At 59.0% G+C, this 14,477-nt stretch carries 12 protein-coding genes; 9 read left to right on the forward strand and 3 right to left on the reverse strand.

Annotated elements, in window-relative coordinates; genetic code table 11:
* Window positions 1-55 precede the first annotated feature (55 nt).
* Window positions 56-1,120 carry a thiamine phosphate synthase gene (locus Mal15_RS00220; RefSeq protein ID WP_233903201.1) on the forward strand — a complete coding sequence of 355 codons (1,065 nt, stop codon included), beginning with the start codon at window positions 56-58 and terminating at the stop codon, window positions 1,118-1,120.
* A gap of 40 nt (window positions 1,121-1,160) precedes the next feature.
* On the opposite strand, the gene recJ is transcribed toward Mal15_RS00220, so the two are convergent.
* Both recJ and rpmG read right to left on the reverse strand, forming a co-directional pair.
* Window positions 1,161-2,924 carry a single-stranded-DNA-specific exonuclease RecJ gene (recJ, locus tag Mal15_RS00225; protein WP_147865903.1) on the reverse strand — a complete coding sequence of 588 codons (1,764 nt, stop codon included), beginning with the start codon at window positions 2,922-2,924 and terminating at the stop codon, window positions 1,161-1,163.
* Between the two features lie 255 nt (window positions 2,925-3,179).
* Window positions 3,180-3,344 (reverse strand): 50S ribosomal protein L33, encoded by a 165-nt coding sequence (gene rpmG / locus Mal15_RS00230; protein ID WP_095736658.1) that lies wholly within the window; start codon window positions 3,342-3,344, stop codon window positions 3,180-3,182.
* A 187-nt stretch (window positions 3,345-3,531) separates the two neighbouring features.
* Between rpmG and Mal15_RS00235 the strand changes: the two genes are divergently transcribed.
* Entirely contained in the window at window positions 3,532-5,439 is a 1,908-nt protein-coding gene (locus tag Mal15_RS00235; protein WP_147865904.1) for a sulfatase-like hydrolase/transferase, read from the forward strand.
* Between the two features lie 216 nt (window positions 5,440-5,655).
* Here Mal15_RS00235 and Mal15_RS00240 read toward each other — a convergent pair whose 3' ends face one another.
* The gene (locus Mal15_RS00240) at window positions 5,656-6,486 is read right to left on the reverse strand and encodes a 3'-5' exonuclease (RefSeq protein WP_147865905.1); all 831 of its coding nucleotides are present in this window, start codon (window positions 6,484-6,486) and stop codon (window positions 5,656-5,658) included.
* An 87-nt stretch (window positions 6,487-6,573) separates the two neighbouring features.
* On the opposite strand from Mal15_RS00240, the gene pepT reads away from it, so the two are divergent.
* The 7 genes from pepT (at window position 6,574) to Mal15_RS00275 (ending at window position 14,459) form a co-directional block, all read left to right on the forward strand.
* Window positions 6,574-7,821: a peptidase T gene (pepT, locus tag Mal15_RS00245; RefSeq protein WP_147865906.1), complete on the forward strand. Its 1,248-nt coding sequence runs from the start codon at window positions 6,574-6,576 to the stop codon at window positions 7,819-7,821.
* Window positions 7,822-7,958: 137 nt separating this feature from the next.
* Window positions 7,959-8,936, forward strand: a complete 978-nt coding sequence (locus Mal15_RS00250; RefSeq protein WP_147865907.1) for a 4-(cytidine 5'-diphospho)-2-C-methyl-D-erythritol kinase — start codon at window positions 7,959-7,961, stop codon at window positions 8,934-8,936.
* Between the two features lie 30 nt (window positions 8,937-8,966).
* Window positions 8,967-9,518, forward strand: a complete 552-nt coding sequence (locus Mal15_RS00255) for a SpoVG family protein (RefSeq protein ID WP_147865908.1) — start codon at window positions 8,967-8,969, stop codon at window positions 9,516-9,518.
* Window positions 9,519-9,905: 387 nt separating this feature from the next.
* Entirely contained in the window at window positions 9,906-11,897 is a 1,992-nt protein-coding gene (locus Mal15_RS00260; protein WP_147865909.1) for an ABC transporter ATP-binding protein, read from the forward strand.
* A 509-nt stretch (window positions 11,898-12,406) separates the two neighbouring features.
* Entirely contained in the window at window positions 12,407-13,498 is a 1,092-nt protein-coding gene (locus Mal15_RS00265) for a flotillin-like FloA family protein (protein ID WP_147865910.1), read from the forward strand.
* A 114-nt stretch (window positions 13,499-13,612) separates the two neighbouring features.
* Entirely contained in the window at window positions 13,613-13,855 is a 243-nt protein-coding gene (locus Mal15_RS00270; protein ID WP_147865911.1) for a BON domain-containing protein, read from the forward strand.
* A 385-nt stretch (window positions 13,856-14,240) separates the two neighbouring features.
* Window positions 14,241-14,459, forward strand: a complete 219-nt coding sequence (locus tag Mal15_RS00275; RefSeq protein ID WP_315854281.1) for a cold shock domain-containing protein — start codon at window positions 14,241-14,243, stop codon at window positions 14,457-14,459.
* The last annotated feature ends 18 nt before the right edge of the window (window positions 14,460-14,477 follow it).

Genomic DNA, 14,477 nt, shown 5'->3' on the forward strand with positions numbered 1-14,477 from the left:
CGTGTACCGCCGCCCGGTTTCTCGTTTCGATTGCGTTTTCGTTTGGAACATGTCCTTGGACCACTCTCGACAGACCAGCTACCGAATTCTGGACGCATCGGCCAACCGGGCGGCCGAGGGGATTCGAACGATCGAGGAGTTTGTCCGTTTCGGATTGGACGATTCACAAGCCGCGGCGGTTGCAAAGGAACTGCGGCACGAACTCGCCACGGCACTGTCGCGATTGAACCGTGCCGAATTGCTTGCGGCCCGTGATACCGAGGGTGATGTCGGCACCGCGTTGGAAACGACGGCGGAGTACTCGCGGGCCGAAATCGCCGACGTGATCACCGCCGCGGCCGAGCGGGTGCAGCAATCACTTCGGGTTCTGGAAGAATACGGAAAGACGGTCGACGTTGAATTCGCCCGCCAGATCGAATCGTTGCGCTATCGGGCGTACACGCATCATCGTCAGATTGAACTCGACGCGATCACCGGAAGCAGAAAACGACGACTCGCCGAGGCCGTGTTGTACCTGTTGATCGATTGCGGCCGGTCCGAATCCGAGTTCATCGAAAGGCTGCAAACGTTGTCGCATGCCGGTGTCGACGTGTTTCAATTGCGAGACAAACAGGCCCACGATCGTCAGTTGTTCGAACGGGCCAAATGCGGTGCGTCGATTGCCAAGGATTGCAACGCGTTGTTCATCGTCAACGATCGCGCGGACATCGCGTTGGCCGCCGGCGCCGATGGAGTGCACGTCGGACAAGACGAATTGCCCGCGGCGATGGCGCGACGCGTGCTCGGCAGCGAGCGATTGGTCGGCGTGTCGACGCACACGATCGATCAAGTGCATCAAACGATCCGTGACGGGGCGGATTACATCGGTTGCGGGCCGACGTTTCCCAGTTCGACAAAGTCATTTGGTTCGCACGCCGGGACGGCATTCTTAGACCAAGTTCACGCCGAAACCCGACAAACACCCCGCCCGGCCTTCGCGATCGGCGGAATCAATCGGACGAATCTGGATCAGGTGACCGCGTGCGGTTTCCACCGCATCGCCGTCACGGCGGCGATCAACGACGCCGAAGATCCGGCCGCCGCGGCGAGAGAATTGCGGCGCAGGCTGGTGGATAGGTGATAGGGTGGGCCGTCGTACGCGAAGAGGCTGATGCAGGGGATCAACCGGTCGCTGCGCCGACGTGGAGGGGTTTCCAATCGACGACGTGGATTTCGACGCGTCGATAGCCCCGAAACTCGTTGATCACCGGGCGATAGGCGACTTGAATCGGTCCGTCACAGGCGTTGAGTTCGTCGCACCAGTCGCCGGCACCGAAGGCGACGCCGCGGATGGTTTTTCCGCCTTGATCCAAACGGACGGTCAAATGCCGGTCGCCGCTGCCCATTCGTCGCGCCGGTTCGGCCAGCGTGACGTTTTGGCAAAGCAACGTCGGCCGCGGATTGCCCGCGCCGAAGGGCTCCAATGTTTCGATCTGTTTGATCGTGTTCAGGTTCAATTGAGCGAAGGAGGCTTCGGCGTCGATGACAATTTCAGGTTCGATCTCACCGTCCGACCACTGCTGGGAAACCGCTTCGCAGAAATCCTCGCGGAACCCGTCGATCTGACGCTCGTCGATCGTCAACCCCGCGGCGGCTTGGTGTCCACCGAAACGGACCAGTCGATCCGAGCATTCCGACAGCGCGGCGTGCAAGTCGATCGCCGTGCCCCCGACCCGCCCCGAACCGACCGCGTCGGCTTTGCCCGAGGCGTCCATGGAGAGGATGATGACCGGTTTGGCATACTTGTCGCTCAGCCGACCGGCCACCACGCCGATCACGCCTTGATGCCAACCGACACCGGCGAGCACCAATGCGGGATCGTTCTCGGCGTCGAAGTTTTCTTTGACTTGTTTTTGAGCGGCCAGCGTGACGCTGCGTTGCAAGCTGTCACGGTTCTTGTTGAGCTGGTCGATGTATTCGGCCAGCGCCGTGGCGCGTTCCGGATTGGTGGTCGTCAACAATTCGACGCCCAACTGGGCTTGGCCGAGGCGTCCCGAGGCGTTCAACCGGGGCGCCAAATTGAAGGCGATGCTCTCGGTATTCAGCGTTGACGCTTCGTCGAGTTTCGTGATCCGCATCAGTTCGGCCAGACCCGGCAACGGCTCGCTGCCGAGCATCCGCAATCCGTGCGCGACCAGAATGCGATTTTCATCGACCAGTGGGACGACGTCCGCGACGGTTCCGATCGCTGCCAGGGACAGCGATTGCATCAGGTAGCGACGCAGCGGCTCGCTGACCTTCTTGGATCCGCAAATCGTTTGACACAGCGACCAAGCCAATTTGAATGCCACGCCGGCGCCACAGAGTTCGCCGAAGGGATAACCGGACCCGGGTAATCTCGGGTGCACGATCGCATCGGCATCCGGCAGACTGTCATCAAGTGTGTGGTGGTCGGTGATGATCAGCTGGACGCCCAGCTCCTTGCACAGTTCGGCACAGGTGACGCTGGTGATTCCGCAGTCGACCGAAATGATCATTTTTTTGCCGCGATCGGCCAGCCGCCGAATCGCATCGGCGTTCAATCCGTAGCCTTCTTCCAAGCGGTTGGGGACGTGGTAGGCGACGTCTCCGCCGAGCAACTTCAATCCGTTGTACAGGATCGCTGTCCCGGTCATCCCGTCACAGTCATAGTCGCCATAAACCACGATCGGCGTCTTTTCAGCGATGGCCGCCGCGACCAACTCGGTCGCCTCGGGCACGCCGGGCAATTCCTGAGGGTCTCGCAATCCCGTCAGCTTAGTCGACAAGAAGGCGTCGGCGGCGTTGCGATCATAAACGCCTCGGCTGACCAGAAGCTGAGCGACGACGGGGGGCAAACCGGATCCACGGATCAATTGGTCGACGCGGGCGGCATCATGGGGAACGATCCGCCATTTCCGTTTCATCCTTGGACTCACTTGCTGTTGAGGGCGCGTGACGCGTTTCAAATCCGGGGCATCGTCAGCGATGCGGAGGCCGTCCGCTCGTCCGTCGTGCGAAGCAAGTTGAGCGGTAACGTCATCTGAATGGAAGACACCCTCGGTGGCTCCCCCCACAAACCGACCTGCAGCCGGAGGCGGAGCCCGGGCGATTTCCGTTCCCAGGCGGAACCCGGGAACAAGACATGATTCCGCACGACCTCGCCCATGGCGGGGCGTTGCTTATTTTTTCTTTTCGCCGTGCCAGGTGTGGCGGCGCAGTCGCGGGCTGTACTTCTTCAGACGCAGCTTTTCGCCGCCCGGTTTACGCTTCAGGGTGTAGTTGTAATCGCCGGTTTCTTCGCAAACCAGGAAGACCGTTTCGGCCTTTTTCTTGCTCTTAGCCATCGAAAATCAATTCAGACAGGTGTGATTGTGGGGTTGCATGCCATTTTTCGGGTCGCGGATTATGCCCGCTGACCCCCTGTTTCGGCAAGCCTTGTTTCCAGAAACCTGCGCCGCGGGGCCGGTTCGGGTTAGAATCAGCTGCTCTGACGCCTCCTTCATTGATCCATCCGCACCGGAATTCTCCCCGATGACTCGCCTCATCCCCCCCGTTTGTGCTTTGACGACCGCTCGCTTCGCAGCCGGTTTTTTAGCCGGCCTTGTCTTGCTGTCCCAGATGGCGGCGACCGCTGCAGCCGCCGATCCGCCGAGCCGACCGAACATCGTGTGGATCATGTCGGAGGATAATTCGGCGGACTATCTGCGACACTTTGACCCCGACGGGGCTCCGGCGCCGAACATCGAATCGATGGCGGCCCACGGCGTGACCTTCGATCGCGCGTTTTCCAACGCGCCGGTCTGTTCGGTCGCCCGCACGACATTGATTACCGGTTGTTACGCCCCGCGGATCGGCACGCAGTTCCATCGACGATTCGTCTCCGTCCCGATGCCCGAGGGACTGCAGATGTTTCCGGCCTACCTGCGGGCGGCCGGCTACTACACGACCAACAACAGCAAGGAGGACTACAACGCGGTCAAGGGCTCCGACGTCTGGAGCGAATCGAGTCGAAAGGCGAGCTGGAGGAACCGTCCAGAGGAATCGATGCCGTTTTTCCATGTGCAGACGTTCGGCGATTCACATGAAAGCCGGTTGCACTTCAGCCAAGACCAAATGCAGGAGCCGACGCAGACCGATCCGGCCGGTGTCAAACTGCAGGCCTATTTCCCAGACACCCCGCTGTTTCGTTACACCCGGGCGCGGTACCACGACCGAATGATGAAAATCGACGAACTGGTCGGCGGCGTGATCGAACAACTTCGTGAAGACGGCCAGTTGGAAAACACGTTCGTGTTCTACTTCGGCGATCACGGCGGGGTCTTGCCACGGTCCAAAGGCTACGCGTACGAGGCCGGATTGCACGTGCCGCTGGTCGTGCGAGTTCCGGATCAATTCCAATCGCTGGCGGCACGCGAGCTCGGTTCGCGGACCAAGGGGTTTGTCGAGTTCGTCGATTTCGGACCGACAGTGCTTAGTCTGGCCGGATTGGAACAACCCGAAGGCGTCGACGGGAAACCGTTTCTGGGGATCGATGCCGATCCGGAAAAGGTCGATCGACGCGATGAAGCATTCGGGTACGCCGATCGGTTCGATGAAAAGTACGACTTGGTGCGGACGCTGCGGATCGGTGATTTTAAATACATCCGCAACTTCGAACCGTTCTATCCGGACGGATTGCAAAACAACTACCGCTACCTTTGCCTGGCGTATCAGCAGTGGCGCGAACTCTATCAACAAGGAAAGCTAAGCGGTGCGGCCAAACAATTCTATGAAGCGAAAGCGCCCGAGGCGCTGTATGACTTGAATGCGGATCCGGACGAGGTCAACAATTTGGCGTCGGACCCCGAATACGCGACGCAACTGAAACAGATGCGCGATCAACTGGACGATCGGCTCAAGTCGCTGCCGGATCTGAGCTTTGTGATCGAAGCCGTGATGGTCGATGAAGCGATCAACAATCCGACGGTGTTCGGCGAATCGCACAGCGGTCAAATCACCCGGTACATCGACACGGTGAACCTGGCGCTGCTGCCGATCGAAGAGGCGCTGCCGGGAATCCAAGCGGCGCTCGATGACGCGGATCCTTGGGTCCGTTACTGGGCGTTGGTCGCCTGCAGCACGCTCGGCGAAGCCGCCAAGCCACTGACATCAACGATCGAGAAGTTCCTGTTGGACGTCGAACCGCTGGTCGTGATGCGGGCCGTTGAATACTTGGCGGTCCACAGTGATGTCGAGACGAAACCGTCCATGTATCGGTCGCTGGAGCGCGCGACGAACGAACCGGAACTGCTGCGGATGCTCAACACCATCGTCTTCCTCCGCGACTTCCATGGTTACGAGGTCGACCCGGACAGGTTCCAGTTTCTGCCGGTGTTAACGCCGATCGACCCCAAAGGCCAGGTGATCCACCGATTGCGATATCTGAAGGGTGAAATTTAGGTGCGTGTGGATGGGACGGCAGCATCGTGCGGGGCAAAACAATGGGGGCAAAACGATGTGAAGGCAGAATGATACGGGGCAGAATGATGATCAGGCCGGTTGTAGCGCGAATGTAAGCCCACTTCCCCAGCACCATGTCCTCTGGCCAGCCGGCAATTGTTTTGCCCCCATCATTCTGCCCCGTATCATTCTGCCAAACCTCCTTCGACGCCCCCCTCATCCCTCCGCATCGGCCGCGTCGCTTTCCCAGGGATCGGCCCAGTCTTCCCAGTGCTCCAGATAGGTGGCGTAGGCTTCGCAGTCGTCGGCTTTGGCCTGGATCCAGGCTTTGCTTTCGGCCGTGATCTCGACCTCCATTTCCAGCGTCATCTTTCCGCTCAGCACCATCGACCGCAGGAACACGAAGTAGGTGTCCAGGACGTCGCAGCGGCAATAGTCGCTGATGCCTTTTAAGTCGCCGTCGTCGTACTGTTGTTGCACTTGGTCGCCGGTGACGGACATCTTGCCGGGTTTGCCGAGTAGCTTGGTGGCAAGGTTCAGCCCGCCGTTGAACCGCGAAGCGCTGAAATTGGTCAACAGATCTTGCAGGTCCAGGTGGGAATCGACGCTGAATCGATTCCGCGGCGACCGATAGCCGTCGTTCTTAAACCAGGGTGCGATCGAGATGCCGAAACGGTAGGCGGCCAATTCCATCAGCGGCAAATCAAACGTTCGGCCGTTGAACGTGACCCACTGGGGGCGTTTGTAGACCTCCCAACCCTTCCAAAAGTGGGCCGTGATCACGTGGGAACGAAAATTCGGTTCGTCCAGTGAAACGATGTCGATCAAGCGAAAGTCTTTGGAAACCTTGGCCACGACCACCGCGATGGGGACCTGGAACGTGTAGGGGATGAACGTCGTGCCCTTTTCCTCCATCAGCTCCGCTTGATAACGCGCGATGGCCTCCTGCGGGGCGAGGGACTCGCCGGGGTAGCGGACTTTCGCGATCAACGCCCCATCGGCGATACTTTCGCAGTCAAATACCAGATGGGAGACGTCTTCGCTCATCAAACACCTTGATCTCGGTTTGAAAATCGTTGTTGGGGTGGGGGCTTTTTCCGACACTTGCCGCACGAGCTTAACACAAAACAAGACATGTTCGAAATCAACCGCGCCCGATTGTTGGATCGTTTTCTCAGGTACGTTCGCATCGGGACCCCCGCCGATCCAGGCAGCGAGACCTATCCCAGCAGCGAGTGCCAACGGGAACTCGGCAAGCTGCTTGCCGCGGAGCTTTCCGCGATGTCCGCAGATGACGTTTATCAAGACGAGCATGCGTTGGTCTACGGGACGGTTCCGTCCACCGTCGGCGATGCCGACGTACCCGTTGTCGCGCTTGTCGCCCACGTCGACACCTCGCCCGACGCACCCGGAAAAGACGTTCGGCCGCAAGTGATCGAAAACTATCCCGGCGGCGACATCGAACTTGCCAACGGCGAAGTGATCCGCGTCGCCGCCTGTCCGGCGCTCAACGGGCTTGTCGGTGCCACCTTGATCACCACCGACGGAACATCCCTGCTGGGAGGCGACGACAAAGCCGGGGTGGCGATCATCATGGAATTGGCCGAGACGTTGATCGAGAACCCGGACCTGAAACACGGCCCCGTCAAGGTCGTGATGACCTGCGATGAAGAGATCGGCCACGGGACCGACAAGATCGACTTGGAAAAGCTGGCCGCCGACGTGGCCTACACCGTTGATGGCGGCGGAGCGGGAGTGGTGGATGTGGAGACGTTTTCCGCCGATGCCGCCACGGTGCGGTTCATCGGTGACAACATTCACCCGTCGATCGCCAAAGATCGCATGGTCAACGCGGTTCGGGGCGCCGCCGATTTCGTCGCCGCCCTGCCACGTGATCGCGACACGCCCGAAACCACCGACGGACGCCAGGGATTCATTCACGCCAATTCCATCTCCGGCGGCGTCGGGGAAGCTTCCGTCGAATTGATCCTGCGATCGTTCGATGCCGCCGATTTGGAAACCTATGCCGACTTGCTGCGTCAGATCGCCGGCGACGTTGAATCGAAATGGCCCGGGTTGAAAGTCCAGGTCACGACGCGGCGACAGTACCGCAACTTGGGTGAAGGCCTGGCCAAGTTGCCCGAGTCGATCACGTTGGCCGAACAAGCCTTCCAAAACTTAGGCCGAGAGTGCACCAAAGAGATCATTCGCGGCGGTACCGACGGAAGTGTGCTGACCGAAAAAGGGCTGCCCACACCGAACCTGTCCAGTGGCCAACACAATATCCACAGTGTTCGCGAATTCGCCTGCTTGGATGAAATGGTGGCCGCCACCGAACACTTGGTCGAATTGCTGTCGCTGTGGTCCAACCAACGGGCGTAGTGCTTCGTCTATCCTAAAAATTGGGGTCAACTGGCAATTCGCGAAAAGGGGTCAGGAACCAAAAATGCGAAGCACCCTGCGGGCCATTTGGTTTTTGGTTCCTGACCCCTTTTCGCAGCCCTCGAAGCACTCACACCATGACCGTCGTCCGAACTTCACCTCCGGCCAAACTGAACCTGTTTCTGGAGATCCCCGCGCGCCGTGACGACGGGTATCACGAAATCGACACCGTCATGGTCGCCATCGACTGGCGCGACGAACTGGAAATCGAACCGATCCCGCAGGGGCGAATCGAATTGACGGCATCCTGGTTGCCTTCGGTCGAATCGATTGCCGGCGAGTTAGGCTTGGACACAAGCGATGGTCGAGTGCCCGAGTTGTTGCGGATTCCGACCGATGGTTCCAACCTGGTCGTCCGCGCACTCGACGCCTTTCGGGCCACCTTCGGCGTCAAAACAGGCTTTCGCGTTCGGCTCGGCAAACGGATTCCGGCCGGCGCGGGGATGGGCGGCGCCAGCAGCGACGCGGCCCATGCGATTAGCTGTGCCGCCCAGATTCACCAAATTGACAACAGCTCCAGAGTGTTGCACGAGATCGCGGCGTCGATCGGCAGCGACGTTCCGTTCTTCCTCGGCGGTGGCGGCCCAGAGTCGGCGGTCGCCGCCCGGGCGACCGGTCGTGGTGAGCGATTGTTGCCACTTCAGATTTGTCCATTGATACACTTTGTCGTGGCCTATCCTTCGGTCAGCCTCTCCACAGCGGGCGTTTACGCACAGTTGAATGTCCCGCAGCATCCGGTCGGTTCGGCGTCATTTTTGCAGGCAATGGATCGGGAAGACCGCGAATCGATGGGTCGAGCGATGATGAACCGTCTGTCCGAACCGGCATTGAAAATTCTGCCACAGCTGAGCGAATTGTTAGAATCACTGTGGCAATGCGGACTCCAACCGTGTCAACTAACCGGTAGCGGTTCGGCATGTTTTGGAATTGCCAAGGATGCCGAACAGGCCAAGGACATCGTGAAGCGTTTAAAGACCGAGTTGCAACCTGGTGTATTGCTACGAGTGGCGCGCACGGTTCCTGCTGCGACACCCATTGAAATCGAGCCGAGCTAGAACGCAGTCAATAGCGAGGGAGTTCAGATCGTGGAGATAACGGAGATTCGAATCAAGTTGATGGAGTCGTCGGAAGATCGACTGCGGGCGTTTTGTTCGATCACGATCGATGGCTGTTTTGTGGTTCGCGATTTGAAGATCATCGACGGTGCCAACGGACCGTTCGTGGCGATGCCCAGTCGAAAGTTGACCGGTCATTGCAATCGCTGTCATCACAAGAACCATTTGCGGGCCAGTTACTGCAATCATTGCGGGAACAAGTTGTCGTTTGAAAGCGAAGGCGCGCTCGACTCGCCACAAAAACTGTATGCCGACGTCGCACACCCGATCAACAGCGATTGCCGCGAGCTGATCCAGGATGCGGTGATCAAAGAATTCGAAGCCGAGCTGAGCCGTTGCCAGCAACCCGGCTATCGATCGCGCTACGACGACGATTTTTCGGACGCCGGCGAAGACGTGGACACCGCGATGATCGACCCTCCGCACGCATCACCGGGTCCGTCCAAGCAACGCAGTCCGGACCGACAGGAAGAGAAGCCCGCCGGCGGAAACGACTCCGAGTTCGGCGCCGGAATTTTCTGAACCGTCGCGTCGATCAATCTTACCCTCATCGCCCTCGTTCCCGGGCTCCGCCTGGGAACGCACCGTCCGTGTGGCTCCGCCACACCTTCGCTGTCAACATGAAGGCTGTCAACGCCAGGCGGAGCCTCCAGTGCAGTGTGTTCTCAGGTAGAACCCGGGAACAAGTGGGAGGTGGTTTCCTGATCGTTCCACGCTCGCATCGAGCGTAGCTACATCAAATCGGCGCTAACGATCGACGGTTTCCAGAACGGACTGGCCATGGGAATCGCCTTTCGCTAAAACCGGACCACGTTTCCCCGCAAACGGACGAATCACCCAAGCGACGTCCCCCAACGTCGCACGACCCATTTGACAGCATCGCCCACGACGGTGACCAAGGACGGCCCCGTGAACACGCCTTTCGTTCGAGTATTAAGACTGGCATTTCGCCGTCACTGGGCAATCGCAGCCATCGCCGTCTCCTCACTTGCGGTCGCGTTGCTGTGGAGTGCCAACATCAGCGCGGTGCTGCCGATCGTCGACGTCGTCTTTGCCGGCGACACGCTTTCGGAGTATGTCGACGACAACATTCAAGAAGCCGATCAGGCGGTCGAGACGCTCACAGCCCAGATCGCCGCGATCGAGTCCGGCGGGGACGCGGCAGGTCGAACCCTTCAGGGCGAGTCCGTTGACGATCTCCGTGCCCAGGAGACGCGTCAATCCGGCAAGGCCCACTGGTACCGCCAAGCCAAACCATGGATCGATGCCTATGCACCGACGACACCCTTCGGCACGTTGTTGGCCATTTTGGCTTTCTTGGTCATCGGCACGGCGTTGAAGCTGGTCGCGCTGACGGCCAACATGATGTGGGTGCAATATGTCAGCGGGCGGACGGCGATCGACTTGCGAGCGATCTTCTTTCGCAAGGCGTTGCGATTGGACCTGGACGCGTTCGGTGAAAACGGTTCGGCCGATCTGACGGCGCGTTTGACCAACGATGTCGCCCTGGTCACCGCGGGTGTTTCCACCTTGCTCGGCCGCATGATCCGCGAACCGCTGAAGATGGCGGCGTGTTTGATCGGAGCCGCGATCGTGTGTCACCGTCTGTTGTTCTTGGTGCTGATCGTCTCGCCGATCTTGGCGTTCATCATGCAAAAACTCAGCCGGGCCATCCGTCGCGCCAGCAAACGTGCGATGGAGGAGATGAGCCAGCTGTACGGGATGCTGAACGATTCGTTCGCCGGAATTCGACTGGTCAAAGCGTCCAACACCCAGGCCTTTGAACGCGCCCGACTTCGACGCGGCACGTTCGCCTACTATCAGAAAACGATGAAGATGGCGTTCTACAACACGTTGGCACGTGGGACGACCGAATTGATGGGCATGACCACGGTTTCGCTGGCCATCCTGGCTGGCGGCTACCTGGTGTTGAACAAGCAAACGCATCTGTTCGGTTTGCAAATGACGACCGAACCGCTGGAACAGGGGCAGATCTTTTTGTTCTTCAGCTTCTTGATCGGTGCGTCGGATCCGGCGCGGAAATTGGCCGACGTCTGGAGCGGGTTGCAACGCGGCATCGCCGCCGCGGTCCGTGTGATGGAAATCGTCGACATGCCCGTCCGTGTCGAGGAGCCGGCCGTCCCACGGTCTCCCCAACGGCCCCATTCGACTATCCGATTCGAAGGCGTGGAGTATCAATACCCATCGGGGCCGAAGGTGTTGCGGGGGATCGATCTGGAAATCCCGCACGGCGAAACCATCGCCATCGTCGGTCCCAACGGCTGTGGGAAAAGCACGATGATCAGCCTGCTGTGCCGATTCGATGATCCACAGGCCGGGCGGGTGCTGTTGGATGACGTGCCGATCAATGAAATGCGAACCCGTGATCTGCGCAAGCGGCTCGCCCTGGTCACTCAGCGGACGATTTTGTTCGACGACACGATCGAAAACAACATTCGCTATGGCAGCCCCGGTGCGGATTTACACGACGTCGTCCGGGCGGCCAAATTGGCCTTTGCCGATGACTTCATCCGCAAGAAAACACCGGACGGATACAAGACGATCCTGGGGACCGGTGGGATGCGGTTGTCCGGCGGCCAGATGCAACGCATCGCGCTGGCCCGTGCGTTTCTTCGCGACCCCGACATCTTGATCCTGGATGAAGCGACCAGCCAGATCGATTTGGAAAGCGAACAGCTGATCCACCAGGCTCTGGAAAAGTTCCTGGTCGGCCGCACCGGCGTGATGATCACACACCGCGCCAGCACGTTGGCGATGGCCCACCGAGTGGTCGTCGTCGAACAGGGGCAGGTCGCCGCCAGCGGAGCACACGCCGAAGTGATCGGCCAAAACCGTTTCTATCAAAGCCTGTGCGGGACCGATCAGCCGATCGCGGCCTAGGCTTTGTCCCTAAACCCGGCAAGGGTCGTATGTGGTAGCGGAATTCGCCAAGAATTTCGGCTTTTCCCGTGTGGGTTGCTGCGAGTCGAAAGCCTTGGCGGCTTCCGCTACGGATTTAGGGACAAAGCCTAGTCGTCCGCCGCCGTCGATTCTTACCGAATGCAGGTTTTCTCCATTGCGGGAAACCACGGCGTCGCTACGATGGTCCAGGTTAGGATCGGCCGGTTGATCCATTGCGATGCCGGTTGATCGGCGACGCGTGTCGAACAAGCAGACGACGCGAGCCCTCCCGCACCCATCTGATCGCCACCAACCGTCTGATCGTCCGTGCGGCCAATGATCTAAAGAGCGTCAGCATCACTTGGATGAACGTCCTTGGGTGAGCCTCCATTGAGGTGAGCCGGAATGTGAACAGGCTGTGTCGAGAGCATTTGTAATCTCGACAAGCGCGACGTTAGCTGCGCGGAAAACATTTGGCGTTCTTATTGGAACCCGTCTTCAGTATTGGGATGCCCTCCCGATTGCAACTTGTGGTCGCCGCTGCGCTGATCGTGAGTGTGGTCGCGATCGCACTGTTCTGGGTGCTCAGCAAGTGCGGAGCGTACTGGGTCCAAGCTTACATGTCGGGTGCGGACATCACGATGAAAAGTTTGGTCGTGATGTATTTGCTCAAGTTAGATTTGCCGATGATGGTCACCGCGAAAATCATGTGTCGGCAAGCCGGCTTGCGGATCGATCGTCAGGGCGGTATTCGAACTGCGGACATGCAAATTCATGCGCTCGCCGGCGGCGATGTCATGAACGTGGTTCAGGCAATCATCGTGGCGCACCAGGCCGGGATCGACCTGGATTTTGATCGCGCCGCGGCGATTGATCTGGCCGGTCGAGATGTGCTTCAGGCGGTGCAGACTAGTGTGACCCCAAAAGTCATTCATTGCCCAGAGTTGGGCCAAGGCCGAAAGTCTTTGAGTGCGATTGCAAAGAACGGCGTGGAATTGCTCGTCAGCGCGCGGGTGACGGTCCGTACGAATTTGGATCAGCTGATCGGTGGCGCGACCGAAGAAACGATCGTCGCCCGCGTCGGTCAGGCGATCGTCAGCGCGATCGGGTCGTCCGCGTCGCACATGGATGTGTTGGAAATGCCGCTGCAGATTTCAAAGGCAGCGATGGCCCGCGGGCTCGATTCCAACACGGCATTCGCGATCGTCTCGATTGACATCGCCGACATCGATGTCGGCGAAAATATTGGGGCCAGATTGCAACGTGACCAAGCCGATGCGGAGAGCCGTCTCGGCCGCGCGCGGGCCGAAGCCCGCCGGGCCGAAGCGGTCGCTCGCGCTCAGCAGATGTTGGCCAAGGTCGCTGAAAACCGAGCCCATCTGGTCAATGCCGAGGCTGAGGTGCCGCGGGCGATCGCGGCCGCGTTTCGCAGCGGACAATTGCGACCTAAACCTCGCCACCCGAGATCCGGTGTTGTTCGCGATCAATCGCCAACCGGAAACGCTGCGTCGGATCATAAAAACAGCCCCGCCAGATCGGCAGGGACGACGCCATCGGCCCCCGATCCTTTTCCCAGACCACGGGAGGAACGTGACGGATGAAACGTTCCAACCGAACCTGGCATTACCAATCCAATACCCGGTTCATTCAGTCGGCGCCATCAGTGATCCGATGCCGGTGGTATTTGTGTCTTCTGCTTTCAATAGGAGTAAAGCATGGCCCTCGGTAGTCGAATCCCCGACAAAACGATCCTTAAGAATGTTCAAAACCGGTTGTCCAAAAAATGTTCCACTTCGCCAAAAGTAAGTGGTGACGTGCGCAGCGGCGAAGTCACGCTTAACGGTACCATCAAAAACGAAGTCGAACGCAAGCAGATCATCCGAGCGGTCTCGTCGGTCGAAGGTGTCTCTCGAGTCATCGATCGCATCAAACTGGAAGTCCGCCCGACGACGGTTTGAAACGACGCTCGCTGTACCGCAGCGGCCTGCCCCGCTGCGGACTTGCATCCCACTACTTGTTCAACCGGAGCTGATCAGATCACGAAAAATCAAAACACCTTCGCTAAACGACAGCGCGAGATGGAAAAAAAACGCAAAGCGGAAGAGAAACGACAGCGTCGAAACGAACGCAAATCCGCTTCACCAGACATTCCACCAGACGTGGCAGCTGTTGTCGATCCCGATGACGCACCCCCATCGTAAGACTCCTTTAAACCAACCGCTTCGCGTTCCAGCGTGAATCAAGAAGCAATCATCACAGAAGCATCTGTGGTGCAACAACCAACGTGTCGACGCAGTTGCGCGAACGTTTCTCGCAACGCATCGGGGCATCATCGTTTTTAAAATGGATACGGAAATGGAAAAAGGCAAGATTAAACGCGTGACCGACAAGGGTTTCGGTTTCATCTCCAGCGACGGAAGCAACAGTGACATGTTCTTTCACAGTTCGTCGGTTGAAGGAGTCGAATTCAATGACCTCCGCGAAGGCCAGGAGGTGACTTATAACGTCGGACAGGGCCCCAAGGGACCACGGGCCGAAAACGTCCAGTTGGTCGGGCGCTAAGTGCGCGCCCGCGCATGG

The organism is Stieleria maiorica (assembly GCF_008035925.1).
GTDB classification, from domain to species: Bacteria; Planctomycetota; Planctomycetia; order Pirellulales; family Pirellulaceae; genus Stieleria; species Stieleria maiorica.

What these genes read in the sequence shown, in the direction of transcription:
- Mal15_RS00265 (WP_147865910.1), top strand. Translation starts at nt 12,407, where the DNA reads ATGCCCTCCCGATTGCAACTTGTGGTCGCCGCTGCGCTGATCGTGAGT.
- Mal15_RS00275 (WP_315854281.1), top strand. Translation starts at nt 14,241, where the DNA reads ATGGATACGGAAATGGAAAAAGGCAAGATTAAACGCGTGACCGACAAG.
- rpmG (WP_095736658.1), bottom strand. Translation starts at nt 3,344, where the DNA reads ATGGCTAAGAGCAAGAAAAAGGCCGAAACGGTCTTCCTGGTTTGCGAA.
- recJ (WP_147865903.1), bottom strand. Translation starts at nt 2,924, where the DNA reads ATGAAACGGAAATGGCGGATCGTTCCCCATGATGCCGCCCGCGTCGAC.
- Mal15_RS00250 (WP_147865907.1), top strand. Translation starts at nt 7,959, where the DNA reads ATGACCGTCGTCCGAACTTCACCTCCGGCCAAACTGAACCTGTTTCTG.
- pepT (WP_147865906.1), top strand. Translation starts at nt 6,574, where the DNA reads ATGTTCGAAATCAACCGCGCCCGATTGTTGGATCGTTTTCTCAGGTAC.
- Mal15_RS00270 (WP_147865911.1), top strand. Translation starts at nt 13,613, where the DNA reads ATGGCCCTCGGTAGTCGAATCCCCGACAAAACGATCCTTAAGAATGTT.
- Mal15_RS00235 (WP_147865904.1), top strand. Translation starts at nt 3,532, where the DNA reads ATGACTCGCCTCATCCCCCCCGTTTGTGCTTTGACGACCGCTCGCTTC.
- Mal15_RS00240 (WP_147865905.1), bottom strand. Translation starts at nt 6,486, where the DNA reads ATGAGCGAAGACGTCTCCCATCTGGTATTTGACTGCGAAAGTATCGCC.